Consider the following 25,896-nt stretch of genomic DNA (forward strand, 5'->3'; position numbering starts at 1 on the left):
CCTTCAATGCGCACGCGTTCGCTTGTCCGGCTCGGTCGCTTGGGTCGCGATAGCCGGAAATCAGCCGATGTCGGAGGTTCGTGGTGGATCGGGATCGGGCAGCAACGCCCTGCCACTGAGGAGCAGACCGCCGGCCGCGAAGGAAGCCACCGTCTCCCCGATCGGCAGGAGCACCGCGATTGGCAGCGGCGCGACTGCGGGAGCGGCGCAAACATTGCCGCAAGCCATCGTCTTCACGCTGTCGGGGGGCGGCTCAGGACAATCCTGGCAGTCGCCGTGGTCGGGCATGGCCATGTCGGATATCGTCGCCATCCTGGCGGCCATGCCGCTCGCATGGGCGACCGACAGGCTCATCCCCGCGGCGACGAAGACCGCGAGGAGCGAGGTGACAAGCTGTCGGACCGACCAAAGTTTCATCAAGAAAAGAATTACGCCGAACTGCGCCAAAAACAAGCCGCGTCAGCCTCTGTCCGCATTCGGTCGCTCGCTGGGGTGATGGTAGATTACGTCTCGAAATGCTACTCTCACGTGTTCATTTTCCGAAAGACAGGAGGAGAACATGGAACATGTTCAAACGCGGACTGAAATCGATCGGCGGTCAGTACTGATCTTCGGTGCGGCGGGCGTTGCCGCGATCTTCGGAGGAGTTTCGCCCACACTGTCGGACGAGGTGAAAGTGGAGGAACTTGCTCCGGGGGTAACGTTGAAAACGTTCAAAGAGGCCGCACCTGTAGCGCCGATTCCCGGTTTCTCGAAAGCGCTGCTGATGGAAATCACCTTCCAGCCCGGATCAAAATTCGGCCCTGACACATCGAAGACCGTCGATATCTGCGAAATACAGGGTGCGCCCCTCTATGTGGAAATTGAAGGGAAGGAACCTTTCACGTTACAGCCCGGCGACATTTACTTCTGCCCGGTCGGAAACGTAGAAACCGACACGAACAAGAGCGACAAACCCAGTACCATGCGGATTATTGAACTGGTACCCGCCTGATCAAATCGCCCCGACGGGGCCGCAGCTCTATGATCGCCACGGCCCCGGTTGGAACCAGCATGGCGTCCAATGGTCATCCCGCTTTAGTTTCAGCGGAAGAACAGATACTTGATCAGGGCCGAAATCACGAGCGCGATCACAAGCAGCGCGAGGATTCCGACGCCGCCCATACCCCACATCATGCCGCCGCCCATCATATCGTTCATCATGGCATTCTCCCTTCATTCGGCAGCCTCCTTCAGGGCGGCCTGCTCGACCTCAGTTGCGACCGACGGGACGGCTGCTGCAGCCGGCAGCCGCCATCCCTTGACCAGCCCGTAGATCGCCGGGATCACCGCCAGCGTCAGGATCGTCGACGAGATCATGCCGCCGATCATCGGCACGGCGATGCGCTGCATGATTTCCGAGCCGGCGCCCGTGCTCCACAAGATCGGCACAAGGCCCGCCATGATCGCGACGACGGTCATCATCTTCGGCCGTACGCGTTCGACCGCCCCGACCATGATCGCCTGGTGAAGATCGGTTCTCGTCAGGTCCCGATTTTCGGCTTGGCAGGCAGACCGCCGCTCTTTCCAGGCCTGGTCGAGGTAGATGAGCATGATCACCCCGGTCTCGGCCGCGACTCCGGCGAGCGCGATGAAGCCGACGACGACCGCCACGGAGGCGTTGAAGCCGAGCCACCACATCAGCCAGATGCCGCCGACGAGCGCGAACGGCAGCGACAGCATGACGATCAGTGTCTCGGCGAGCGCCTTGAAGTTCAGGTAGAGCAGCAGGAAGATCAACGCGAGCGTCAGCGGAACGACGATCGCCAGCCGCGCTTTCGCCCGTTCGAGATATTCGTACTGGCCGCTCCAGGCGACCGAATATCCGGGCGGCAGCTTGACGCTATCGGCAACCGCCTGCTGTGCTTGCCCGACATAGCCGCCCAGATCGCGTCCGGCGATGTCGACGAAGACGTAGACCGCCAGTTGCCCATTCTCGGTTCGGATCGTCGTCGCGCCCCGCGTCAGCTTCACCTCGGCGACCTCGCCGAGAGGGACTGTTCCACCGCCCGGCAGCGCCACTTGGACGTCGCGGGCGATCGACTGCGGATCGCTTCGCAAGGCGCGCGGATAACGCACCGCTACCCCGTAGCGTTCGCGGCCTTCCACGGTCGACGTGACCACCTCGGAGCCGAGCGCCGTGCCGATGACCTCCTGGACGTCGTCGATGCTCAGGCCGTAACGCCCGAGCGCGATGCGGTCCGCAACGATGTCGAGATAGTATCCGCCGATCACCCGCTCGGCATAGGCGCTCGATGTGCCGGGGATCGTCTTCAGGACGGTTTCGACATCGCGGGCGATCCGCTCCATCTCCTTGAGGTCGGTGCCGTAGACCTTGACGCCGACCGGCGTCCTGATCCCGGTCGAGAGCATGTCGATGCGCGCGCGGATCGGCATCGTCCATGCATTCGAGACCCCTGGGAACTGCAGCGCCTTGTCCATCTCCTGCTTGAGGCTGTCGATCGTCACGCCCGGCCGCCATTCGGACTTCGGCTTCAGGGTGATGATGGTCTCGAACATCTCCGTCGGTGCCGGATCGGTCGCGGTCAGCGCCCTGCCCGCCTTGCCGAATACCGTCTCCACTTCCGGGAAGGATTTGATGATCCGGTCCTGCGTCTGCATCAACTCGGCCGCCTTGGTCACCGACAGACCCGGCAACGTCGTTGGCATGTACATCAGCGTGCCTTCGTTCAGGCTCGGCATGAACTCGCTGCCGATCTGCCGCGCCGGCCATACCGTCACGGCCAGGGCGACCATGGCCAAAAGGATCGTGACCATCTTCGCCCGAAGAACGCCGGATATGACCGGGCGGTAAATCCAGATCAGAAACCGGTTGAGCGGGTTTCTGTGCTCCGGGACGATGTGGCCGCGGACGAAGACAACCATAAGCGCCGGGACCAGCGTGATCGACAGCAGCGCGGCCGCCGCCATGGCAAAAGTCTTGGTGAAGGCGAGCGGCCCGAACAGGCGGCCCTCCTGCGATTCCAGTGTGAAGATCGGCAGGAACGAAACGGTGATGATCAGCAGGCTGAAGAACAGCGCAGGCCCGACCTCGCTCGCGGCCTTGATCAGGACCTCGGTGCGGGACTTGTCGGGCGGCGCGCGTTCGAGGTGCTTGTGGGCGTTCTCGATCATGACGATCGCGGCGTCAATCATCGCGCCGATCGCGATGGCGATGCCGCCGAGACTCATGATGTTCGCCCCGATTCCCAATGCGCGCATCGCGATGAACGATATCAGGATGCCGATCGGCAACATGATGATCGCGACAAGAGCGCTGCGGACATGGAGAAGGAAGGCGATGGTCACCAGCGCAACGACGATCGACTCCTCGACCAGCGTTCCCTTCAGCGTCTCAATCGCGGCATTGATCAGTTCGGAGCGGTCATAGACGGGGAGGATTTCCGTTCCGGCGGGCAGGCTATGCTTGATCGCAGCGAGGCTCTTCTTGGCATTGTCGATGACGGTCAGGGCGTTCGCGCCGAAGCGCTGCAGCACGATGCCGCTCGCGACCTCGCCCTCGCCGTTCAGTTCGGTGATGCCGCGCCGCTCGTCGGGTACGATCTCCACCCGGGCGACATCACCGAGGCGGAGCGGCGTGCCGCCCTCGGTCATCAACACGATGTTCTCGATGTCCTTGATGCCCCGGAGGTATCCTCTACCGCGGACCATGAACTCGAACTCGGAGATTTCGACGGTCCGCCCGCCCACGTCGCGGTTGCTGGCACGCACCGCGTCGGCGATCTGCCTGAGCGTGACGTTCTGGGCCTTCAGCCGCACGGGATCGACGACGACGGAATACTGCTTCACGAAGCCGCCGACGCTTGCGACCTCGGCGACGCCTTCGGATTTGGAAGCCGCGAAGCGGACCACCCAATCCTGAAGCGACCGCAGCTCCGCGAGCGACAGTTCCTTGGCGACGAGCGCATACTGGTAGACCCAGCCGACGCCGGTCGCATCCGGCCCGAGGCTCGGCGAAACGCCGTCGGGGAGACGACTCGAGGCGGCGTTCAGGTATTCGAGCACGCGGCTGCGCGCCCAGTAGGGATCGGTGCCGTCCTCGAAGATCACGTAGACGAAGGAAACGCCGAAGAACGAAAAACCACGAACGACCCTCGAGCGCGGCACCGTCAGCATCGACGTCGTCAACGGATAGGTGACCTGATCCTCGACGACCTGCGGGGCTTGCCCCGGATAGTCGGTGAAGACGATCACTTGCACATCCGAAAGGTCGGGGATCGCATCGAGGGGTAGCGTGCGCAGGGAATAGACGCCCGCCGCGATGGCCAGCGCCGCCGCAATGACGACAAGAACGAGGTTGCGAGCCGACCAGGCGATGACGTTGGCGATCATGGCTTTGCCTCGCTGGTGGCGAGCGCATTCAGCGCCGCGTTGAGGTTGCTTTCGGCGTCGAGCAGGAAGTTCGCCGAAACCACGATCCTGTCACCCGCATCGATCCCGCTGCGAATTTCGGTCTGTTCTTCGCCCCGGATGCCCAGCGACACGTTCCTCGGCTCGAACCGCCCCTCGCCCTTGTCGACGAACACCAACTGGCGGTCGCCCGTGTCGATTATGGCGCTGTTGGGAATGGCAACGACCGCCTCGGCCCCATCCGTGGCGATGTCGACCTCGGCATAGGTGTTGGCGAGCAGCAGGCCTTCGGCGTTCGCAAGCTCGATGCGAACCTTGGCGGTCCGGGTTTGCATCTGCACTTCCGGATAGATCAGGTCGACGATGCCCTTGAAGGTCCTGCCAGGCAGGTTCCGGAGCGTCACCGTCGCCGCCGCGCCCTGCCGGATGGACGCTGCATCGTACTCCGGGACATCCGCGATCACCCAGATCCGCGACGTGTCGGCGATGCGGAACAGGACATCGCCTGCCTCGGCCATCATTCCGGTCGTCGCGCTGCGCTCCAGCACCACTCCGTCGCTCGGCGACAGATAGGCAATGCTCCGTGGCACCGCCCCGGTCCTGGCAATAGCGCTGATCGTTTCGTCCGCGACGCCGAGGTTGCGCAGTTGCAGCGCCGCTCCAACGTTGGCGTTCGCCTTGCCGCCGCTCAGGAGTTCGGTGGCGTACTCGGCTCCGGCTCTCGCTATGTCCTTCGAGTAGAAATGGAAGAGATCGTCACCCTTCCGTACGCGGTCGCCGGTCGTGACATTCGCGACGTCGTCGATGAAGGCGTCCGCCCGCATCGAGACGATCCGGATCAGGCGCTCGTCGAAGGCGATTGTCCCCGGCACGCGCACCTCGCGGGCGATCACGCTGCGCTCCGCGGTGGCGGTCTTCACGCCCGTGCGCTGCAGCTTGCCCAGCGAGACCTTGACGATCGAACTGTCTTCCTCGTCACCGTCGTAGACGGGAATGTAGTCCATGCCCATGGAATCCTTCTTCGGCACCTTCGAGGTGTCCGGCAGGCCCATCGGGTTCCGGTAGTACTGTATCTTCCGGCCGTCGCCGGACGAACCCGCATCCGCGTGGGTCGCGAACGCCTTTGTCGGCTCGAAGCTCACGTCTTCGCTTTGCCGCACGGCCCGGAAGGCCCGCCCGTCCGATGTCGATTTCGCTGTGGCGGAATAGTCCGGCGTTCCGTCCGGGTGCTGGTAGTAGATGATCTTGCCCGTCGCAACAGGCCCGTGACTGACGGTCTCCCCGAGCGCGGACCCGGAGAGAAATGCGTTGAGTTCCGGGGCAAGGCCACGCGTGCCAGCCACGTACCCTCCCCCGCCTGATATGGCGAGGGAGCTGACGAGGAGCAGGAATTTGGACGTATTCACGGCGTCGCCTGCAAAACGAGTTCGCCCTGGACGGTGTCGGTCTCGCCCTGGACCTTGGCCGCCAGCTTGAAGCGCCAGCCACCTTCCATGCTCAGGTTCGTCTTGAACGTGTATACCCCTGGTTCGGGCGACGGCAGCGGCTCGACGGGCGTGGTCATGGCCTCCATGCCTTCCGGAGCCATGTCCATCCGCGTCGTGAAGATGACGGCGTCGGGCACGGGTCTTTCCGTCCTCTTGTCGATGAGGCGGACTGCGACAGTCGCTTCGGGACCTTGGGAGACTTGCGTCTCCACGAGCTGGAACTCGTAATCCGTTGCGGCGGCGAAGGATGTGGTCGTTGCGGCCAGCACAATGGCCAGGGAGCCGAGGATTGCTCTCGGCGAAAGATAATTTGTGGTCATGGAAAATCTCACCCAGGACGGGCACGTCGGGCCCCGCCCTTCAAAAACAGCGATGATCGAACGGACGCGTCCCCGCATAAGGGAAGCGCCGATCCGGTTACTCGGAGGGAGATCAGGCTTTGGGAGGTCGCGCCGGCGGTTCGACGAGGGCCGAGGGCAGATGGCCTTCCTGAAGGAGATCATGCGACAGGCCGCGCCATGCAAGATTGACCTGCCAGCCGTCGGTTTTCGGCTCATGCACCAGGATGCTTGAGGAGCAGATCAACGCTAATGGGCATGCGCTCGCGCAGTCGCTCTTCTGAACGGGTTTCTCTTCTGGACAGCAAGACATGTCGTCGGGATTGTCCATGCCGGGCATGGCCGCCATCTGCATTTCGCTGGAACGCGCCATTGCACTGGCGGCCACGCCGACGCTCACCGGACCGAACACGATCCCGAGCAATGCGAGCGAAAGCAGCAAACGCCGGAGGGCAACGAACAACATGCGTATATGCTTGCATAGGCAAAGTCCGATTGGAAGTCGGTCACGGAAAGTTGCGACGGACGGACGCAGTGGGTCAACAGGTTGTCCAATGAAGATCCTTCTCGAAAAGGACCAATTCTGGTCACGAGAGAACTACGATGAGCCTTGCCTCGTCTTGAACGCTTCGATGAACTCGGCAATGATCGCCTTTATCAATCGTCCGGTAATCCTGTCCTTCTGCCAGAGCGCGGTCATCTCGACCAGCGACGGCGTTTTGTGGTTCCGGAGCTAGCGGACTACTGCATAATTCCTTAAATCGGAATCGATTTAAGGGCAAAATTATGCAGCAACTCAAAGTGTTACAGCGACCTTTGCGCGTCTAAATAGACGCGCGGCGCTGTAAAAGGAGTCGCGGGAGCGCGAGCGCCTGTCCTTCATCAAGCACGCGCGGGAACGAAGTCTGACCATCGAGGCCATCCGGGAACTCATTGACCTCAGCCGCCATCCGGAGAAGCCGTGTGCCGAGGCCGACCGCATCGCCGCCGAACAGCTACAGGCGGTGCGTGGCAAGATCGCCGGCTGAAGAAGCTGGAAACGGAACTGGAGCGCATCGCCACACATTGCCATGGTAGCCAGGTTCGCGACTGCTATGTCATCCAGGCGCTTGCAAACCACGACCTCTGCGAGGCCGATCACGCCTGACCTGCGACACGGCGCGGTGGCGTGGCGCGGGCTAGAAAGGCCTTGAACGCCTCGAGCGTCTCCGCGCTGGCATGATGCTCCATTCCTTCGGCGTCAATGCGCGCCGTCTCGGGCGACACCCCGATGGAGCATAGGAACGATTCAACGATATGGTGCCGCTCGCGGCAAAGCTCCGCGAGCTTGCGCCCGGCCTCCGTTAGGAAAATGCCCCGATAGCGACGCTGCTGGATATAGCCCTCGGTTATCAGCCTTTTCAGCATTTTGGCGACTGTCGGCTGAGCAACCCCCAGGCGCTGGGCGATGTCGACCTGGCGGGCTTCCCCACCATCCTCGATGAGGTCGGCGATGAGTTCGACATAGTCTTCGACGAGTTCGGTACGGCGATTGTTCCGCGTCTGGCGGAAGCTCTCGACCTGCGCGTCGGCATTGATCAGGCTCGATTCCACCTCGGGCCCGATTTTCTCATGCTTCGACAATCCAGTGTTCCTCGTATGAAATTGACGTCTATGAGATAGTATAGCCGTGGCTATTTTTCAATCCGGAACCGAACATTCATTGCGCGCGAGAACGACAGCGGCGCTTAGCATATCCATCGATTTATAGCACTTGCTATAATCCACCTCCTATGCTCTATTTCTTGTCAATCGCTAATTGGGAGCGGAGCCGACATGTTGAGATGGGCGCAGGCGGCATTGAGCAGACGGAGCCTGCTGTTGGGCGGCGGCGCGGCGACCATCGGAGCGACCGCGATCTGCTCGACCAACACGATGGCTCAGGAAAACCACGGCAACCACGCAACGGCAGCCACGGCACAGAGCTCCGCCGCGGCGCCCTCCCATCAGTCCGGGCACGGGGCGATGATTACCGTCGGGACGGTGGACAGCGAACGCAACGGCTTCCATCCTTCAAGCATCCTGACGGACTGGTACACCGGCACGTTGACCGATCTTCCAGACGGGCGAAAGCTCCGGACCTTCGAGATCACCGCCGAGGACAGGGAGATCGAGATTGCGCCCGGCGTGATGTTTCCCGCCTGGACCTACAATGGCCGCGTGCCGGGCCCGGCGCTCCGCGCCACCGAGGGCGAGCGGCTGAGGATAGTCTTCAGGAACTACGCGTCGCATCCCCATTCGATGCACTTCCACGGGATCCACTCGGCGCGCATGGACGGTGTGCCTGGAGCGGGCTTGATCGGACCCGGTGAGGAATTCGTCTACGAGTTCGATGCCAAGCCGTTCGGCTGCCACCTCTATCACTGTCACGCCCTTCCGCTCGCGCGCCACATTCACAAGGGCATGTACGGCCTCTTCGTCATCGACCCCGACCCGGCTCGCCACCCTGACAATGCCGAGGTAGCGAAGTCCCGCCTCTTCGGCTCGCCGGAAAACGCCGAATGGCAGGAACTGGCGATGATCATGAATGCGTTCGACACCAATTTCGATGGCGAGAACGAGTTCTATGCCTGCAACACGATCGCGCACTGCTACGCCAAGGAGCCGATCAGGATCGAAAAACACCGTAAGGTTCGCATCTACCTGGTGAATGTCACCGAGTTCGATCCGATCAACTCGTTCCATCTCCATGGCAACTTCTTCAACTATTTCGACCAGGGAACGACACTCACGCCGACGCTGCGCATGGTCGATCTCGTCATGCAGTGCCAGGCGCAGCGCGGCATCCTCGAGTTTTCCTACGGCGAGCACGAAGCCGGGCTTTACATGTTCCACGCCCACCAGTCCGAATTCACCGAACTCGGCTGGATGGGCATGTTCGATGTTGTGGAGACGCTGTCATGAACGAAAATCCCCGCAACCTCCGCCCGGTCTCTACCGTCGCTTCGAGTGGGGCACAACATCTCCTGTGGCTCGCCTTACCGCTGATCGTGCTGGTCGCCGCGGCGGCTTGGCTGCTGCAGAGCAATCTTCTGAACGGCTTCAACAACGGCGCTCCGCCTGTCGAAAACCTGACGATCGAGCGAACCGTGCTTGACGAGAACGGCCTGAGGCTCAAGGTGCGCGGCGGCGGATCGGAACCGATGACGATCGCGCAGGTGCAGGTCGACGCCGCCTACTGGCAGTTCACTCAGGAACCCGCCGGAACGATCCCGCGCGGCGACACTGCCTGGGTTGCGATCCCATTCCCGTGGGTTCTCGGTGAGGCGCACAATGTCACATTCGTCACCAACACCGGTGCGACTTTCGAACATGAAATTCCGGTGGCCGTCCCTACGCCGAAGGTCAGCGGAAAAGCCCTTGTTTCCCAAGCACTGCTCGGAGCCTTCGTCGGAATCCTGCCAGTGGCGGTCGGTCTGCTGTGCTATCCGGCGCTGCGCGGCGCGGGGCGCAACACCATGACGTTCCTGCTGGCGATGACCGTCGGTCTGCTCGCCTTCCTGTTCGTCGACACCATCCAGGAAGCGTTGGAATTCGCGGCTGAGTCGGCGGCGATTTTCCAGGGCAGCGTGATGGTGATCCTGACAGCAGTGGGCAGCTTCCTGATGCTCGTCGCGATCGGCCGCCGCCAGGGTTCACCGACTGGTCTTGCGCTTGCGACCTATATCGCCCTCGGCATCGGACTGCACAATTTCGGCGAAGGTCTGGCCATCGGTGCGGCGTTTGCGGCGGGCGCGGCGGGGCTCGGGACGTTCCTGGTGCTCGGCTTCACGCTTCACAACATCACCGAGGGGATCGGCATCGCCGCCCCCATCCTGAAAGTCGGCCCGAAGCTCGTTCATTTTCTCGGCCTGACGTTGCTCGCCGGCGGCCCCGCGGTCTTCGGGATCTGGCTCGGAAGCCTCGCCGTCGCGCCGCACTGGACCGCAATTGCTCTGGCGATCGGCGCTGGTGCTATCGCGCAGGTCATACTGGAAGTTACGGGCCTGCTTGCCCGGAGCGACAGCGACCGGGCCAGCTACACTCAGGTTCTGACACCTGCAGCGTTGAGCGGCATGGCGGCCGGGCTGGCGTTCATGTACGCGACCGCCATGCTCGTCAAGATCTGACGTCATCGCCAACAGATGTACCTGCGAGAGCGCCGCGCTGCAGGACATGAGCGACATTCCGGACGTCTTCTCCTCGATCGATCTGCTCTGGTCGGAAGGCGCTGCCTACGACATCGGCTTCACCGACGCGCTTTCATTGCGGAAGGCGGCGCTGCGGACCGGCGGCTTTGCCGTCGTCGGGGTCGTTTGCGGGAGGGGGCGAAATACTACCTTAAGCGATCGGGCGGTTTACACTAGCGACCATGACAACTTTCACACGATAGGGATTTTTGGCGGGTTTCGCCACACAACAGCCGTTGGATAGTCTCCCTGTAGACGGCAAAGTGCGACCCCGAGCGGAAGTTCGTTCGTCGAGGGCGAATTCACGCCGATGACCCGAAGCGGTCGTTGCCGCTGCACAGCGGCAACGACGCGAAAGGCGTGGAGAAGGGTCGTTCGTTGCGGGCAATAATTGAACCGTAGTCGCGCTGCCTGCCGCCGCCCGCCCGCGCGATGTCATCTACCTATGCCTGGGCACATCCGTGCGGGATCAGCGACACTCCGCCATACATTTGTGCTGACAGTCCGCGCGTGCGAAGGTGCTTGCTTCCGCCGGCCTTCCAGTGCCGTCGACGCAACGGCCAGAGCTGGATCGGGAAATTTGGACAGGGTTATAAGTGGAATTTCTGCCTGAACACGGCATAGAAGCCGGGAACAGGAGTCTTCTAAGTGGCGCGATTATTCTTCGATCAGACGCTTCTCTCCCGGGGGAAGCCCCTGCTCGATCAACCTGTCGAGGTAGTCGCAGTAAGGACTGCCTTCATAGAATGGGTGGGCCGCCTCTCGGACGTATTCCGCATTCAGGTTTGGAAACTTCTTCAAAGCATCAGAGATCCAGATCCTCACTTCATCGGTATTGCCCGCCCTGAGGGCGAGCAACGCTGCCCCAATGAATGGATAATAGGTTGTGCGTTCGAAGGACGCGCCTTCCCGTAGATGCATCCGGGCCGTTGAGAGGTCATCGGGCTCGCCTCTCAGCATCAAGCCAATACCGAGTAGTGTCTTGAACGCAAACATAGACGGATCGTGAGGACTGAGATCGATGGCATTTTGTGCGGCTCTAATCGTCGTATCGGCGTCCCTGAGCCGCACGGCTGCCATTCCATGTGCGAAGTGAAGAAACGCGTAGTTGGGATTTAATGCAAGGCCCTGTTCAGCGACAGGCATGGCCTCAGCCGCTCGCCCGTCCACCGTAAGAAGGAGCGACATCATCGCGTACGCGATATCGCTCCGCCTGTCGATTTCTAAGGCCTTCGTGGCGAACGATAGTCCTTCCTTGACAGCGACAGGCACGTCTGCGGCACGCCCCCAAAGGACGAGTGCGTATCGGTGACGAGCTAAATAGGCGTAGGGAAGTGCGAAATTCGGATCGTGTTCGAGCGCTTGTCGAAGCAACTTCTCGGCAGTGGCTTGAGAACCTGCTTCGAAGGAAAGCAATTCAGCAAAGCCGCGGTGACAAAGTTCCCAAGCAGTAAGGTTGTCCGTCGATTTGGCGAGGGCGAGGCCCCGTTCGTGCGCTCCCAGTTCTGGTTCGATGCCCGCGATAATCCGGCGCGTTATCTCGTCCTGCACATCAAAAAAATCGGCGATCGGACGATCCCACCGCTCGGCCCAGATGTGTGCTCCGGACAGCGCGTCGATTAGCTGCACAGTGATCCTCAACCGATCACCGGACCGCCGAACCGATCCTTCCACGACATAGCGCACACCAAGTTCCCGGGCGATCTTGCGTACGTCCTTGGCTGTTCCCTTGTAGGCGAAAGTCGAGTTGCGAGCGATCACGAACAACCATCGAAAGCGACCTAGTTCCGTGATGACGTCTTCGACCAGTCCGTCGACAAAGAAGTCCTGATCGGGCGTGGCAGAAAAATTCTGGAATGGGAGAACCGCGATCGAAGCACGTTCCTGTCCAGAGAGCCGAACCGGGCTGGGCGCCGTGCCGTCCACCTCGACCTGCCACACGTCAATTGGTTCGGGGATGTTCTTAACGGACTGTGGCCCGAGCCACGTCATCCCAGCCTCTATCTTGCCTTGCACATGATCGTAGATTGCACGAGATATGCAGATGCCTCCGGCGGGTGCGATGGTTTCCAAACGCGCAGTGATGTTGACGCAGTCGCCGAGGATGTCGTCCCCATCGATCACCACGTCTCCCATATGAATACCGATCCGAAAACGCAGACGTCGGTCTTCCCCTTGGGGAGACTCGCGCGAGATCAAGTTGCGCTGCATTAGAAGAGCCGCTCTTACCGCCAACACTGGCGATGGGAAATCGACTAGGAGCCCGTCACCCATGGTTTTGACGATGCGGCCACCGCCTTCCATAATCGCCGGGTCAATCACGTAGGTTCGCGCATCGCGCAGCCGCGAAATGGTGCCTTCCTCGTCCGCCGCCATGAGACGAGAATAGCCGACCAAATCGGCAGCCATTATTGTGGTAAGGCGACGTTCCACGCTTGCCCCTCCGCCAAGAAAATACAGTACCGCCTGATAAGCAAATGCGAAAGCGCTCTGGAACCGGGCGAATCAGGATAGGAACGAAAAATCCAGAGCGAATGCGCTGATTCGCACCCGATGGGATCCGCTTCTCTCTTCGGCTTGCCGATGCCGAGCGGGAATGGTGGCAGCTTAGAAAGAGCAGCGACTGTGGCGCGTCCACGTTCATTTAGGAATGTCTGCATTGCCGGTCTCGACCTCCTCACCGCCATCATCATCTATTGGAACACATGGAAGCTCGGCGAAATCGTCGCCGAGCAAATCGCAAGCGGCGAACAGATCGACCTCGGGCTGCTTCCTCACGTCTCACCGCTCGGATGGGAGCATATAACGCTCACCGGGGAATATCGGTGGCCGCCGTTAAGGTAGTATATCGCCCCCTTCCGCAAACGACCCCTCGTCAGCGAGCTCGCTTGGAGAAGCGAGGCTGCGCCAGCCATCGCGCGTGACTTCTTCCGCACCGCATATCCCGACATCAAGCCGACCGCCGACAACATCAAGCTCGCTGACGCGATCGGCTACCGCGTCCTGGGCACGCACACCCTGCCGCCAGTTTGCCTGTGAGGCGCCGGATCGCTGGGGCCACTGTTCGCTTTTTGATCTTGCGCTCGTATACCCATGGCCCTTTAATGTCAGAAGCCTACTGCATAATTCCTTAAATCGGATCCGGTTTAAGGTTCAAATTATGCAGCAAGTTTAAAGTGTTACAGCGTCGTTAGCGCGTCATATTTGACGCGCGGCGCTGTAGCTGGCAGCCAACTGGCTGAGGAGAGCCCGCGCTCATGAAGCCAATGAACGAAAAGCACCTCGCGGTTCTGCGCAGGCACATGGTCGAGGTGATAGCAATCTATGCCGACCTTGAAAGCGAAGAGCTGGGCAAGGCGGCGTTCGATGAAAGGGTGATGGCAGCGATGCTGCGGGTGCCCCGGCATCTCTTCGTGCCCGCACCGGCTGCGCCCTTTGCCTACCAGGACACGCCGCTGCCGATCGGCTTCGATAAAACCGTGTCGCAGCCCTTCATGGTCGCTCTCATGACTGATCTCCTTGCTCCCCAACCGCATGAGGCAGTGCTCGAGATCGGCACCGGCTTGGGCTACCAAACCGCAATCCTCGCGGAACTCGCCGGGCGAGTTTGGAGCGTCGAAATCATCGAGGAATTTGCAAACCATGCCGAGGCTCTGCTGCGGGGCCTCGGCATTTCAAATGTCGGAATTCGTATCGGCGACGGGGCTCGCGGTTGGCCTGAGCGCGCCCCATTCGACAAGATCCTGGTCACGGCGGCGGCCGAGGAGGCGCCGCCGGCTTTGCTTGAGCAGCTCAAGCCAATGGGCCGTCTGGTTCTTCCTGTGGGCTCTGAACAACAGTTGCTGACTGTCATCGATAAGGATTCGGCGGGACAGCTCGAGGTGCGGCAACTCATCCCGGTTCGGTTCAGCCGGCTCGAGACGGTCTGATCAGCGTGTGGACATCTGGCGCAATAGACCCATCACAGACTATTCCGGAGGACCGTTTGCCACGCCCATGCAGACGCTCGGCTGATTGGCAAAATAGACTGCCTCGGACCGAAGTGCTTGTTCATCCCTCGCCTTGAAAGGATTTGAACCGTCGACCTCACAATTGGCGACGCATCTATTTGGCGGGGTCCCACCATATAAACGGATTCGAACCCTAGACCCGCTGAGGGATGCCCCCCGACGGCCCGGTCAACGCGCTGCCTGCTCGGCCGTGAGTGCCCGTTCGCGGGTGCCGGAAACAATGATCTCCAGAATCTCGTGTTCGTCAGTGTGCTTGATATAGCGGTCGCCGACATACTCGCCGCGCTTCAGCACCATCACGCGATCGCCGACGGCAAAGATATCGACCAGCCGATGAGAGATGATAATCTGGGCTACACCCTGTCTCTTCAATTCCAGCATCGTTTCAAGCAGGCGTTCGGTCGCCATCACTGAAAGATTGGCGGTCGGCTCATCGAGGATTACGACCTGCGGCTCGAACGAGATGGCGCGGGCAATCGCCACGGATTGCTGGCGGCCGCCCGACAGGCTTTCGACCTTCTGATAGACGGAGTTGACGTCGACCTTGAGCCGTTTCAGCACTTTGTCGGCTTCCGCATACATCTTCCGCCGATTGACGAACGGGCCTGTGAGCGGCCAGCGGCCCAGAAAGATGTTCTGCCCGACGTCCATGTTCCCGCACAGCGCGAAATCCTGGTAGATCATCTCGATACCGACGTCGCGGCTCTCATGCGGGCTCCTGAAATGCACCGGCTGTCCGGCGACGAAAATCTCGCCAGCATCGCGCTGGTAGGCGCCGGTCAGGATTTTCATCAGCGTCGATTTGCCGGCGGAATTGTCGCCGACGAGACCGAGGATCTCGCCGGGATAGAGTACCAGGTCGACCGAGCGTAGCGCCTGGACGGCACCGAATGCCTTTTCGATGCCCCGCATTTCCACGATCGGTGTGCCTTGGGTATCAGCCGGCATGAGTGGTCTCCGATGCTTGTCCGCGTCGCGCCAGATAGGACCGCATGCGTCCGAAGATGTTGGCCTGGCGCACCCAAATATCGACGAGCACGGCCACGATAAGGATGACGCCGATGAAGACATTGATCCAGTGCTGCGGCATGGTGAACCCCTGGACGTTCAATTGCAGCAGCGCCCGCACGAGCGTGATCGCCGCGGCGCCGGCAAGCGAGCCGATAATGGTGCCGTAACCGCCGAAGATCGATCCGCCGCCGATGATGACCGAGGCGATGGCGTCCAGTTCGCGGAACTGGCCGGCGACGGGGTTGAAACTGCGGAAGTAGGCGACGTTGATGATCCCGGCCATGGAGGCGCAGAGCGCCGACAACAGGAGCGCGACGAAGCGCACGCGGTTCGTGTTGATTCCCGCGTAAGCCGCAGCGCGGAGGTTGCCGCCGGTGGACAGGACCTTCAGTCCGAACGGCGAGTAGGCGAGCACGAGGCCAGCCACCAGGGCGACAAAGAACATCCAGATCGTCTGCACGCTGACGACTTCTGCGACGGTCCGAAGAAAGCCAGGCGGCAGCGAAAAGCCGAAATGCAGGAGGACGTCGTTCGCCTTGCGGCCGAGCAGGTTGTAGCTTTCGGGCCAGCCCGTCAGTTGTTGGCCGGCGACGAACCAGGCGGCAAGACCGCGGGCGATGTAGAACATGCCCAGCGTAGCGATGAAGGCCGGCAGCTTGAAGCCGACCGTGACGGTGGCGTTGACGAGGCCGGCTGCCATTCCGACCAGCAGGCCCATCGCCACGGCGGTCATCGGGTCGGCGCCCAGCACCTTCAGGAAATAGGCCGCGGTGCTGCCGGAAAGCGCAAGCACCGCCCCGACGGAGAGATCGATATCGCCGGCAGCGATGACATAGGTGAGCCCGACCGCGATGAGGGCAAGTTCCGTGTAGTTGAGCAGGATCGCGAACGTATTGGAGAGGTTCCACCAGTAGTCGGGCCTGAGGGCGAGCCCCGTCAACCACAACAGGACGGTCAGGATGATGGCAAGCGCGTCGCGGCGGGAGAGAAACTTGCCGAACCCGGTAGCCGTCAGCGCCAGATCGCCCGCCATCGCTCCCTTGGTCTGGACGCCCTCGAGGGCCACGCCGCCCATCTCATAGGCGGGTGGCGGCGGGCGGCCGCGCAGCCACGCCCAGAACCGGCCCGCGACCTGGCGGCGGATGAGGTAGGGCTCTATCAGCACGGCAGTGACGAGAAGGAGGCCGAGGAAAACCAGCACCGCGCCCGCGGGCAGGGTGAACCTGGCGTTGACCGCAATATTCTCGCCGTCGATGACGACGATGCGCGTGATCGGCCATCCTTCGCGCAAGACCTTGTCGACCAGCACGACGACCGCGGCCCCGAGGCAAGAGCCTAACACGCGACCGCGACCGCCGAGGATCGACGCGCCGCCGATGACCACGGACGCGATGACGGTGAGTTCCCAGCTGACGCCATAAAGGGGGGTTACGCCCTTATCCTGTGCCGCCGACAGGAGAGCCGCAAGGGTCGCGCAGAGCGACGAGATCAGGTAGGCGCGGATGCGCACCCAGCGCGCGGGAATACCGGCGTAGACTGCCGCCTGTTCGTTGCCACCGGTGGCGAGGGTCTCGTAGCCCCAGCGGGTCTTGGCAAGCACAAAGGCTCCGAGCGCGACAACGGAGGCGAAGACGAGGATCTGGTTGTTGAAGCCGAGGACATTGGTTTCGCCCAGGTGGAAGACGCGCGGAAATTCATCCGCCTTGCCGGAATAGTAGATCGCCTGGCCGTGCGTCAGCGCCAGCACGAAACCGCGGCCGATGAAGAGGATCGTCAGCGTCGCGATGAATGCCGGCGCCTTCAGGATGGTCACGAGCACGCCGTTGAGCAACCCGATCGCCGTCCCCAGCAGCAGGCAAAGAATGACCGAGGCCGTGATGTCGAGATCGAGAAAGCTCGGGGAAAAAAGCCGGGCGAACACCACCGCGACGAGACCGTAGGTGGAACCTACCGACAGATCGAGGTCCTTGTTGACGATGACGAATGTCATCCCCACCGCGATGATCCCCACGCGGGAGGTGTCGCGAAGCAGGGCGTGAAGCGCGTCCGTCGAGGCGAAGAAGGTCGGATTGGCGAACACGCCGCCGACATAGAGCAGGACAAGGAACACTAGGAGACCGGCCTCCCAGCCGCCGGCGAGCTGCGGAGGCGCGCGGCCGAGCGATGTCGTCTCCACAGGCGCCATGGGTTTGTCCGGTCGATCTTTGCACTTGTGCGGGCGGCAGGACCGTTCAGCCCTCCCGCCCGCATGTCAGGCGGCTCGAGCGAAATCAGTTCTCGAAGCGCTTGCCGACATTGGCGACGGTCGCCTTCGTCACCAGCTGGGCCCGCGTGTCGAGATTGGCGGCCGAGATGCCGCGGTCGATCTGCAGGTAGAGCTGCATGACCGGCCAAAAACCTTGCAGGAACGGCTGTTGTCCCAGCGAGCCCGTAAGGTTCCCCGCAGCGATGCCCTCTTGCTGCGCCGGCCCCAGGTCGAAGCCAAAGGCGCAGAATTTGCCGGTCCATCCCATTTGCGCGACTGCCTTGACGAGGGGCGGCGTGAACACGTTGTTTGCGGTGAAGGCCCCGACGACGTCACCACGCGACTCGAAGAGCGACACGAGCGCGTTCACGGGATCGTTCGGGTTCGTGTCGATGCCGACATTCTCCGGCCCGGCGTCCACCTTGAAGTTTTCAAGCTTTCCGGCGTCTTTCAGTGTCTTGACGATGGCATTAAAGGCCGAGGTCACCCGATTGTTCACTTCGATATTGCCCATCGCGGTCGAGGACGGCAGCAGGATCGAGCCGCTGGTCTTGCCGCTGTCGAGCACGCATTTGGCAAGTGCTTCGCCGCCGATCGCGGCCGCGGATGCGTCCTGGCCGGTATGACTGATGCTGCTGCGGCTGAGCAGCGTCCCGTCAAAGGAGTTCGTCGTGGCGACCGGAATGCCCTTTGCCTCGGCGGCCTTTACGATGTCGTTGTAGGCGCCGACCTGCGGCGTCGTCATGATGATGCCGTCGATCGTCGGATCCTGAACGATCTGATTAAGGATTTCGATCTCGCGAGCCGGATCGTCCACCGGCGACTCCGAGCCAAGCAGCAGGATCTTGGCGCCGATCATGTTGCCGGCTACCGTGGCGCCAACATAGACGGGATCGAAAAAGCCGTTCCCGGCCGTGTGCGTCACGATACCAAAGGTGAGGTGGCCGTCGGCCGAATGGAAGTCCTTGGTACCGGGCGCCTCTTTTGCGGCGTCCTCGAAACTGTAGCCGCCGACCGCCTTCTCTACACTGCCTGATTGCGCGGATGCATACGAGACGCCAAGCGAGAGCGCCGCGACCGATGCTGCCGCGTGCAACAAAATACGCCTCATGACTGGTCCTCCCTTGAAAGGGGCAGAAGCCGTTCGGGCGCGCTACAGCGCCGCGCGTCAAACATGACGCGCAAAGGACGCTGTAACGCTTGAAATCTGCTGCATAATTTTCTCCTTAAATCGATTCCGATTTAAGGAATTATGCAGTAGTCGAGAGGGCCGAATGCCTTCCTCCCACGACGCAATTTTCCGCGTAATTCCATCGTAAGTAAATGGTTAACGCGTGGTACTGGCGAATTTGTTTGCCGGCGTCGTTAAGTTGTTATCCACCGAAGATGAACCTGGGATGCGAAGGTGCAAAGACGCGGACTCGGCGCGCATTCGACCGCTTGGACTGCTTTGAGGCGTAGGTACTTACGACGACGGCGGCCGGCAATGCCGCCGCCGTCGGTGTTGTCATGCGCATTCAGTCGGTGCAAGAACGTTGGCGTAAACCAACATCGTCAAGCAACGGTGTGCCATCATCAGGCTTTGCCGATGCTGCCGGACACCAGACGTCCCTTGTGGAAGGTGGCGCTACGTGCTGGCACACGGGCCACCGCCTCTGCCGAGCAGCTTGCTCCGACAAGCGTGAATGCGGCATCGTCCCCGACGTTGGGCCAAGACCGTTTGCCCTCATTGTCCAGAGGTAGAATGCCGCCGGTGGCGATGGACATGGCCCGCGACAGATGGAATTCGTCCGAGCCTCGATAAAGCTGCGCGTAGAGGTAGGCCTTTTCCAACATATCTCCGCTGCCAAAGGGCGACCAGTGATCGATGACGCTGTCGGTTCCGGTCATTACAAACACACCCTTCTTGCTCAACTGCGGCAAGGGCATCATCAGACTGCCGATCGGCACCGTCGAAGCGATCGTTATCTGGCGTTCCGCCAGGCGCGAGGCCGTCTCCTCCAGTACCTCCGGAGTGAGTGTGGTCAGGGCGAAGGCGTGACTGATCGTTACCTTGCCTAGCAGGGCAGGATTCTTCTCCACGGTATCGATGATGTAATTCACCGCCGCGACCCCGGCCGGACTGGTTTCATGCAGATGGATGTCCACGCCTTTGCCGGTGTCAAGGGCAATCTGGAACATGGCGTCAAGCGACTTTTCCATGGCACCGTCAACGTTCGTCGGGTCCAACCCGCCCACATACTGTACGCCCATTTGCATCGCTTCACGCATCAGGCCGTCAACCTTGGAGTGCAGCAAACCATGCTGCGGGAAAGCGACGATTTCGCAGACGAATTCGTCCCGATGATTTTCCAACGCGCGTTGCAGATGCTCGAGGCTTTTCAGGCCGCTGACTGGATCGATGTTGCAATGGCTGCGTGCAACGGTGCTTCCCTTGGATTGCAGCAGAGCAATCAGGCCCTCGGCGCGCTGCTGTGAGGTCGGCAGCAATTGGGGAAGCAACTTTTCCTCCAGCGCGATCATATCCATGATGGTTTTTCCCTGGCGCGGTCGCGGAGCTTGCCAGGGGCCGCCATAGAACGTCTTGTCCAGGTGGATGTGCATATCGCGCATCGCTGGCAACAGCAGTTGCCCATGCGCCTGATAACGTGGCACGCCGCCAGGCAGTGTCGAATTCTCCGGATGCAGGGCGGCAATCGTGCCATCCTTGATCTCCAGCGAATACAGCGCGGTGCGGGTGGCGATGACGGTTTCTCCGTCATACTCAAACCCCTCCTCCAGCCGCACGTCGGTCAGTAGGTAGTGGCGATCCGCCAGAACGTTTGTGGTTGTCTCGACGATGCTGTCCCCCGTGTTAGCTGCTGCCTCGTGAACCAGTCCGCCGGACAACCCGGCCACTGTGCAGGCGGTGGTCAGTTTTCCCGCATGGCTGAGAAATGTCCTGCGGCTTTGCGGTAGTGTCTGTTCCAAGATCGTTACCTTATCGTGGATTGGAGTTGCGCTTCGACATTGATCAGCGGCTCCTGCTCCGCCTCGACAAAACCGATGTCGCGGTCAGAACAACCCTGTTCTGCCACAAGTCGTCTCACGCCAGTTTTGGCGTAAGCATCTCAAATCGGTCCCGGATGGTGGAGCAGGTGTCACCGCCGAGCCGTGCGACTGAATCTATGACGTTCGGATCGACATGCAACCCATCATCCACGGCTCCATCGTGATAATGCGCGAAGACAATCTCGCCCATGATGATCTGGCGTGACTTGCCGAGTTCCAGAGTGATGTGCCTGCGGCACTCGAACGCCGCGGGCGCTTCCTTGATCCAGGGCGATGCGATCCTTTCGCCGGGCATGGCCGTCAGGCCCGCCTCCTTGAGCTCATCCGTTCCCCTCGGGTATTTCGCGCCGCAGACATGCATGGCCTCGGCAATCGCGCGGGAAACAATGTTGACCGTGAAGACCTCCGTCATGCGGATATTGTGGCCAGTGTCCTTGAAGGACATGTCGGGCTGGTTCTCGACGCCGATCGCCAGGATCGGCGGATCGGCGGAGAGGCAGTTGAAGAAGCTGAACGGCGCGGCATTGAAACGTCCGTGCTCGTCGACCGTCGTGACGAGCGCGATCGGTCGCGGGATAATCGTGCCGATCATCAGCTTGTAGCGTTCGCGCGCGGTAAGTCGCGTGAAGTCGAAAGCCGTTCTGTTGTCCGTGATACTGTCGTGCATGCGTTTCATCCCCCTGCGTCCACTCACTTGATGCCAAACACGACTTCGTCTCCGCTCAAGGATTCGAACCCCCTCGACGTCAGCACCGATGGCATGCTCGCCCCGACACAGCCGACCCCATCCTCGTAGAGGCACGGGGTGACATGGAAGCACATGCCCTCTTCCAGGATGACGTCGTGGCTGCGGCGGATCGCCATGACACTGTCCTCGCCCCAGCCGGGAGGGAAGGAGCCGCCGATGCTGTAGGCCGGGCGCGTGACCATCCATTCAGCAAAGCCGCGGCGTTCGATTACGCCTTCGAAAATCCGTGCGGCCTCGTGCGAGGTCATGCCGGGGCGAACACGGGCAAAGCCTTCGTCGAGTGCCTCCTTGCAGACGTCGAACAGTCGCAGCACCCGGTCGGAGGGCGGGCCGATCGAATAGAAGCGGAAGATCGGCGTATGATAATCGAAGACGGACGCGGCCGGCTCGATATTGACGAGTTCGCCGCGAGAGATCGGCGCGCCGCACCAGGTGACATGCGCGCGGGCCGTGCGCGGGCCGGCGCAGACATTCGGCATCTTCGCCGGGCGATGGCTCCCGTTGGCGAGCATGCTGTCGCTGACGACCATGGCAAGCTCGGTGTCGGTCATGCCTTCGCGGAGTGCTGCAAAGCCATCCCGGCAGGACCGCGCGGCGATATGGCCGGCCGCGCGCAGGAGGTCGATCTCGGTGGAGCTCTTGATGCGGCGCAGATGCTCGACGAGGCCCGACGCATCGAGGATCGCCTCGTCCTTAGGACGCAACAAACCGGAAAGCGCAGTCTGGACGGTGCCGTATTCGGCGGCGATGACGGGGTTTCCGGGCACGAAATCGGCGATCGTGCGGGTGAGCACGGCGGCATAGTCCTGTCCGTCCGGCACGCCGACGCCATCGTCGGCCCAGATCTTGCCTTTCAGCGCCCGGATATTGCTGAGCTCCGTCAGGCGCATGACCCAGACGGCCATGCCGTCCGCCCGCACGATCAGCGACGTCGCGCCATAGGCAAGCGAGCCGAAGCCGGTGAGGTAATACATGTTCTCGGTCGAGTTCAGCACGCAGGCATCGATGCCGCGCTCGGCCATGAGTTTTCGCAGGGCATCGCGGCGCGCCAGGTATTCTTCCGGCTGGAAGGGCAAACGATCGAAGTCGGTCGACATGGTTTCTGCTCGCATTTTCGGGGAAATCCGGCGGACAACGGCGGTATGTCACCGCTCTCCGCCCTTCGCATCAATTGCTCTTCTTGAGGTTCCAGAAGACCGGCACGTCCTGGGTCACCAGCACGTCGGAAACCTTGTCGGAGAAGGCGACGAAGGTGTTCCACTGGCCGAGCGGCACATGATGGCCCATCTCGAAGGCACGGGTGGAATACTCCGCCGCGACCGTCTTGCGGGCCTCCTGCCCGTCGGCAAGGGCAAACTTCAGGCGCAAGTCCTCAAGCGCCTGGTCGCAGGGCCAGCCGAAGATGCCCTTCTCGCAGGCCGCCGAGAAGGTGATGCTCCAGACCGGGTTGGAGACGACCTGGCCACCGACATAGGAGTGCAGCAGGTTCCAGCCGCCCTTGTCGGCCGGCTCCTTGGAATTGCGCCGCTTCAGCACCGTCGCCCAATCCATGGCCTGCACGTCGACATTCAGCCCGATGTCGCGCAGCGCCTGCACCGTCACCACTGTTTCCGGATGCACGATGCTCTCATCCGTCGGGTCGAGAATGACGATCGGCTTGGAAAAATCCCAGCCGGCTTCCTCAAACAGCGCCTTGGCCTTTTGCGGATCGGGAGCCTTCAAGGCATCGAGCCCGACCTCGGTCTCCATCGGGCTGCCACAGATGAAGAAGGAGGCGCAGGTGCGGTAATAGTCCGGATTGCCGTTGACCGCCTGGAGGTAGGTTTGCTGGTTCGTCAGATAGAACATCGCCTGACGGGCCTTCGGATTGTCGAAGGGCGGCTGGGTGTGGTTGAAGAAGAGCGTACCCTGTGTGCCGGTCTCGTTGACGACCTTGGTCTTCAGGTTACCTGCCGCCTCGATGACGGGAAGCAGGTCGAGCGAGGGGCTCTGCCAGAAGTCGATCTCGCCGCTCATCAACGCCGAAAGCGCCGTCTGCTGGTCCTTGATGATATCCCATTCGACGGTATCGAACTGCGCCACCTTGCCGCCGGCAAAGGCACTCGCCGGCTCCGATCGCGGTACATAATCGGCGAATTTTTCGTAGACCACCTTGCTGCCGGGCACCCATTTGTCCTTGGCGAACTTGTAGGGGCCGGAGCCGATGTATTCGCTGATCTCCTTGAAGGGATCGGTCTCGGCGATGCGCTTCGGCATCATGAACGGGATGTTCGATGCCACCTTGCTCAGCGATTCCAGCACGATCCCGTAGGGTTCGCCGAACTCCAGCTCGAAGGTGCGGTCGTCGACGACCCGCATCTCCTTGAGTTGGCGCGCCATCAATTGCCCGGCGGCGTCGCGCGCCTGCCAGCGCTTCAGCGAGGCCACGCAATCCTCCGCCTTGACGGACTGACCGTCATGCCATTTCAGGCCGTCGCGCAGCGTGAAGCGGTAGGTCTTCTTGTCGTCCGACAGCGTCATGTCCTGAACCATCTGCGGTTGCGGCACGAAATGCTCGTCGAGCGAATAAAGCGTATCGTAGATCATGAAGCCGTGCATCTTCACGATGTCGGCGGTCGAGCCCATCGGGTCGAGCACCTGGAGGTCGGCGCTCGGGACCAATTTGAGCGTGGATTCGGCTGATGCGGCGCCGATGCACGACAGCAGGAATGCCGAGGCAAGCAAGGAGGCTTTCATCTGTTTAAACATTGCCATTCCCCTTTTGATTTTTGGAGCTTTCCGTCAGGCCGGAACCATATGCTCGGCTCTGCCGGGTATCGATGCGAGAAGCTCGCGGGTGTATTGATGAACCGGGGCGGCGAAGATCGACGACACCGGCCCCTGCTCAACCACTTCGCCCCGATGCATAACGATCAGCCGGTCGCAAATCTGCGCGGCGACGCGCAGGTCGTGGGTGATGAAAAGGATTGCGAGGTCGAACCGCTTCTGGATATCGTCGATGAGGCGCAGCACCTGGGCCTGTACCGAAACGTCGAGCGCCGAAACCGCCTCGTCCGCCACCAGGATGTCCGGCTCCATCGCAAGCGCCCGCGCGATTGAGATGCGCTGCCGCTGGCCGCCGGAAAACTGGTGCGGAAAACGATCGACGGCATGAGGCTCCAGACCGACGAGCTTCATCAGCTCGCGTGCCCGCTCCAAAGCCTCCGCCTTGCTCTGTCCGAAGTTCATCGGGCCCTCTATGATCGACTGGCCGACCGTGCGCCGCGGGTTGAGCGAGCGGTAGGGATCCTGGAAGACCATCTGGATGCGCTGGCGGAACGCCCGGCCGTTCTTGGCTGCCGCGAGCGTAACGCTGCCGGATGATGGCTCGATCAGCTGTGTAATACAGCGTGCAAGGGTCGATTTTCCGGAACCGGATTCGCCGATAATCCCGAGCGTCTCGCCGCGCCGTACGGAAAGCGAAGCCCCCTGCAGGGCGTGTACTGTTCGGCGATCGCGGAAAATGCCACCGCTGTGATAGGTTTTTGTCAGCGTATCGACCTTGACGGCGACATCGCCATTGACGACATGGCCGCTTCTCTTCGGCTCCAGCGTCGGAACGGAGGCAATGAGCATGCGGGTATAGTCCGACGTCGGCGCGTCGAGCACCTGAACGGTCGGGCCATGCTCCACTACTTTGCCGGCCTTCATAACGACAACCCGATCCGCGATCTCGCGCACCACGCCGATATCATGGGTTATGAAGAGCACGCCCATGCCGCGCTCGCGCTGCAGGTCACGGATTTGCGACAGGATTTGCGCCTGCGTCGTGACGTCTAGCGCCGTCGTTGGCTCGTCGGCAATGAGGAGCCGAGGCTGGAGAATGAGGGCGGCCGCGATAAGGACACGCTGCCGCTGACCGCCGGAGAGCTGATGAGGAAAGGCATGGTACATCCCTTCCGGATCCGGCAGACGGACCTCGGTCATGGCAGCAATGACACGGGCGAAGCGCTCCGTACGCGACAGCGACAAATGGGTTCTGAGGACCTCGTCGATCTGCTTGCCGACAGCCTGGACAGGGTTCAGAGCCGTCATCGGCTCCTGGAAGATCATCCCGATGCCCCGACCGCGCAGATCCCGCATCTCAGATGGTGTCGCCGCGGTGATATCCTTACCTTCGAACAGGATCCGGCCAGCCGGTTTCGGGAAGACCTTTGGCAACAACCCCATGATGGACTGGGCGGTCACGGATTTGCCGGACCCCGATTCGCCAACAACACAGACGATTTCGCCCGCCGCGACCGAAAACGAAACGTGATCGACAGCAAAGCCGCGGTCGCCACCGCCTGGGAGAGAAATTGCGAGGTCCTGAACTTCGATGACGGGTGGAGGCATCTTCATCAGCATCA

20 protein-coding genes and 2 pseudogenes are annotated in these 25,896 nt (G+C 61.5%); 7 read left to right on the forward strand and 15 right to left on the reverse strand.

The features are described from left to right. Positions 1–60: 60 nt before the first annotated feature. Positions 61–453, reverse strand: coding sequence for a hypothetical protein (locus tag BC360_RS16150; protein ID WP_244512749.1), 393 nt, complete (start codon positions 451–453; stop codon positions 61–63). Between the two features lie 106 nt (positions 454–559). Here BC360_RS16150 and BC360_RS16155 point away from each other — a divergent pair, with 106 nt between their 5' ends. Continuing rightward, positions 560–994, forward strand: a complete 435-nt coding sequence (locus BC360_RS16155; protein ID WP_065795919.1) for a hypothetical protein — start codon at positions 560–562, stop codon at positions 992–994. Between the two features lie 221 nt (positions 995–1,215). On the opposite strand, the gene BC360_RS16160 is transcribed toward BC360_RS16155, so the two are convergent. The 4 genes from BC360_RS16160 to BC360_RS16175 form a co-directional block, all read right to left on the reverse strand. After that, on the reverse strand, positions 1,216–4,392 hold the full coding sequence (locus tag BC360_RS16160; RefSeq protein ID WP_065795920.1) for an efflux RND transporter permease subunit: 3,177 nt from the start codon (positions 4,390–4,392) through the stop codon (positions 1,216–1,218). Then, a complete protein-coding gene (locus tag BC360_RS16165; RefSeq protein ID WP_065795921.1) occupies positions 4,389–5,816 on the reverse strand; it encodes an efflux RND transporter periplasmic adaptor subunit in 1,428 nt (475 codons plus the stop codon). Before BC360_RS16165 ends, BC360_RS16160 begins: the two co-directional genes overlap by 4 nt. Then, positions 5,813–6,217: a FixH family protein gene (locus tag BC360_RS16170; protein ID WP_065795922.1), complete on the reverse strand. Its 405-nt coding sequence runs from the start codon at positions 6,215–6,217 to the stop codon at positions 5,813–5,815. Before BC360_RS16170 ends, BC360_RS16165 begins: the two co-directional genes overlap by 4 nt. A gap of 112 nt (positions 6,218–6,329) precedes the next feature. Continuing rightward, positions 6,330–6,701, reverse strand: coding sequence for a hypothetical protein (locus BC360_RS16175; RefSeq protein WP_244512750.1), 372 nt, complete (start codon positions 6,699–6,701; stop codon positions 6,330–6,332). Positions 6,702–7,086: 385 nt separating this feature from the next. Between BC360_RS16175 and BC360_RS16185 the strand changes: the two are divergent. After that, positions 7,087–7,382 (forward strand): annotated as a pseudogene (locus BC360_RS16185) (MerR family DNA-binding protein); the annotation flags it as partial. Here BC360_RS16185 and mntR read toward each other — a convergent pair. After that, entirely contained in the window at positions 7,373–7,858 is a 486-nt protein-coding gene (gene mntR / locus BC360_RS16190; protein ID WP_065795926.1) for a manganese-binding transcriptional regulator MntR, read from the reverse strand. The pseudogene BC360_RS16185 and the gene mntR sit on opposite strands and share 10 nt — an antisense overlap. A gap of 192 nt (positions 7,859–8,050) precedes the next feature. On the opposite strand from mntR, the gene BC360_RS16195 reads away from it, so the two are divergent. From BC360_RS16195 to BC360_RS32530, 3 genes are read left to right on the forward strand one after another with little or no spacing between them, the layout of a single operon-like run. After that, positions 8,051–9,178: a multicopper oxidase domain-containing protein gene (locus tag BC360_RS16195; RefSeq protein ID WP_139110071.1), complete on the forward strand. Its 1,128-nt coding sequence runs from the start codon at positions 8,051–8,053 to the stop codon at positions 9,176–9,178. Then, positions 9,175–10,383: a ZIP family metal transporter gene (locus tag BC360_RS16200; protein ID WP_065795927.1), complete on the forward strand. Its 1,209-nt coding sequence runs from the start codon at positions 9,175–9,177 to the stop codon at positions 10,381–10,383. The genes BC360_RS16195 and BC360_RS16200 overlap by 4 nt, the downstream gene beginning before the upstream one ends. A gap of 46 nt (positions 10,384–10,429) precedes the next feature. Next, on the forward strand, positions 10,430–10,687 hold the full coding sequence (locus tag BC360_RS32530) for a hypothetical protein (protein ID WP_065781948.1): 258 nt from the start codon (positions 10,430–10,432) through the stop codon (positions 10,685–10,687). A 413-nt stretch (positions 10,688–11,100) separates the two neighbouring features. On the opposite strand, the gene BC360_RS16210 is transcribed toward BC360_RS32530, so the two are convergent. Continuing rightward, positions 11,101–12,876: an adenylate/guanylate cyclase domain-containing protein gene (locus BC360_RS16210; protein WP_065795928.1), complete on the reverse strand. Its 1,776-nt coding sequence runs from the start codon at positions 12,874–12,876 to the stop codon at positions 11,101–11,103. A gap of 225 nt (positions 12,877–13,101) precedes the next feature. On the opposite strand from BC360_RS16210, the pseudogene BC360_RS16215 reads away from it, so the two are divergent. Together BC360_RS16215 and BC360_RS16220 are read left to right on the forward strand one after the other, a co-directional pair. Next, positions 13,102–13,287 (forward strand): annotated as a pseudogene (locus BC360_RS16215) (Tn3 family transposase); the annotation flags it as partial. Between the two features lie 413 nt (positions 13,288–13,700). Next, positions 13,701–14,372, forward strand: a complete 672-nt coding sequence (locus tag BC360_RS16220) for a protein-L-isoaspartate(D-aspartate) O-methyltransferase (protein WP_065781954.1) — start codon at positions 13,701–13,703, stop codon at positions 14,370–14,372. 249 nt (positions 14,373–14,621) lie between these two features. Here the strand turns inward: BC360_RS16220 and BC360_RS16225 are convergent, their stop codons facing one another. The 8 genes from BC360_RS16225 to BC360_RS16260 form a co-directional block, all read right to left on the reverse strand. Beyond that, positions 14,622–15,401, reverse strand: coding sequence for an ATP-binding cassette domain-containing protein (locus tag BC360_RS16225; protein WP_065781956.1), 780 nt, complete (start codon positions 15,399–15,401; stop codon positions 14,622–14,624). Then, positions 15,391–17,649 carry an ABC transporter permease gene (locus tag BC360_RS16230; protein WP_065795930.1) on the reverse strand — a complete coding sequence of 753 codons (2,259 nt, stop codon included), beginning with the start codon at positions 17,647–17,649 and terminating at the stop codon, positions 15,391–15,393. The genes BC360_RS16225 and BC360_RS16230 overlap by 11 nt, the downstream gene beginning before the upstream one ends. 85 nt (positions 17,650–17,734) lie before the next feature. Continuing rightward, positions 17,735–18,820: a substrate-binding domain-containing protein gene (locus tag BC360_RS16235; RefSeq protein ID WP_065781960.1), complete on the reverse strand. Its 1,086-nt coding sequence runs from the start codon at positions 18,818–18,820 to the stop codon at positions 17,735–17,737. A gap of 464 nt (positions 18,821–19,284) precedes the next feature. Continuing rightward, on the reverse strand, positions 19,285–20,679 hold the full coding sequence (locus BC360_RS16240) for an amidohydrolase family protein (RefSeq protein ID WP_065795931.1): 1,395 nt from the start codon (positions 20,677–20,679) through the stop codon (positions 19,285–19,287). Between the two features lie 115 nt (positions 20,680–20,794). Continuing rightward, positions 20,795–21,427, reverse strand: a complete 633-nt coding sequence (locus tag BC360_RS16245) for a flavin reductase family protein (RefSeq protein ID WP_065781964.1) — start codon at positions 21,425–21,427, stop codon at positions 20,795–20,797. 23 nt (positions 21,428–21,450) lie between these two features. Continuing rightward, complete coding sequence (locus BC360_RS16250) at positions 21,451–22,605, reverse strand: M24 family metallopeptidase (protein ID WP_065795932.1); 1,155 nt, start codon at positions 22,603–22,605, stop codon at positions 21,451–21,453. Positions 22,606–22,675: 70 nt separating this feature from the next. Then, positions 22,676–24,256, reverse strand: a complete 1,581-nt coding sequence (locus tag BC360_RS16255; RefSeq protein WP_065795966.1) for an ABC transporter substrate-binding protein — start codon at positions 24,254–24,256, stop codon at positions 22,676–22,678. 33 nt (positions 24,257–24,289) lie between these two features. Further along, on the reverse strand, positions 24,290–25,894 hold the full coding sequence (locus BC360_RS16260) for an ABC transporter ATP-binding protein (protein ID WP_065795933.1): 1,605 nt from the start codon (positions 25,892–25,894) through the stop codon (positions 24,290–24,292). Between the last annotated feature and the right edge of the window lie 2 nt (positions 25,895–25,896).

The sequence above is a fragment of the Ensifer sp. LC163 genome, assembly GCF_001695855.1.
In the GTDB taxonomy this organism is placed as follows: Bacteria; Pseudomonadota; Alphaproteobacteria; order Rhizobiales; family Rhizobiaceae; genus Ensifer.

Excerpts from the sequence above, each read along its gene's own strand:
- BC360_RS16155 (WP_065795919.1), top strand. The coding sequence starts at position 560 with ATGGAACATGTTCAAACGCGGACTGAAATCGATCGGCGGTCAGTACTG.
- BC360_RS16160 (WP_065795920.1), bottom strand. The coding sequence starts at position 4,392 with ATGATCGCCAACGTCATCGCCTGGTCGGCTCGCAACCTCGTTCTTGTC.
- BC360_RS16170 (WP_065795922.1), bottom strand. The coding sequence starts at position 6,217 with ATGACCACAAATTATCTTTCGCCGAGAGCAATCCTCGGCTCCCTGGCC.
- BC360_RS16175 (WP_244512750.1), bottom strand. The coding sequence starts at position 6,701 with ATGTTGTTCGTTGCCCTCCGGCGTTTGCTGCTTTCGCTCGCATTGCTC.
- BC360_RS16195 (WP_139110071.1), top strand. The coding sequence starts at position 8,051 with ATGTTGAGATGGGCGCAGGCGGCATTGAGCAGACGGAGCCTGCTGTTG.
- BC360_RS16200 (WP_065795927.1), top strand. The coding sequence starts at position 9,175 with ATGAACGAAAATCCCCGCAACCTCCGCCCGGTCTCTACCGTCGCTTCG.
- BC360_RS32530 (WP_065781948.1), top strand. The coding sequence starts at position 10,430 with ATGAGCGACATTCCGGACGTCTTCTCCTCGATCGATCTGCTCTGGTCG.
- BC360_RS16220 (WP_065781954.1), top strand. The coding sequence starts at position 13,701 with ATGAAGCCAATGAACGAAAAGCACCTCGCGGTTCTGCGCAGGCACATG.
- BC360_RS16225 (WP_065781956.1), bottom strand. The coding sequence starts at position 15,401 with ATGCCGGCTGATACCCAAGGCACACCGATCGTGGAAATGCGGGGCATC.
- BC360_RS16230 (WP_065795930.1), bottom strand. The coding sequence starts at position 17,649 with ATGGCGCCTGTGGAGACGACATCGCTCGGCCGCGCGCCTCCGCAGCTC.
- BC360_RS16235 (WP_065781960.1), bottom strand. The coding sequence starts at position 18,820 with ATGAGGCGTATTTTGTTGCACGCGGCAGCATCGGTCGCGGCGCTCTCG.
- BC360_RS16245 (WP_065781964.1), bottom strand. The coding sequence starts at position 21,427 with ATGCACGACAGTATCACGGACAACAGAACGGCTTTCGACTTCACGCGA.
- BC360_RS16250 (WP_065795932.1), bottom strand. The coding sequence starts at position 22,605 with ATGTCGACCGACTTCGATCGTTTGCCCTTCCAGCCGGAAGAATACCTG.
- BC360_RS16255 (WP_065795966.1), bottom strand. The coding sequence starts at position 24,256 with ATGTTTAAACAGATGAAAGCCTCCTTGCTTGCCTCGGCATTCCTGCTG.
- BC360_RS16260 (WP_065795933.1), bottom strand. The coding sequence starts at position 25,894 with ATGCTGATGAAGATGCCTCCACCCGTCATCGAAGTTCAGGACCTCGCA.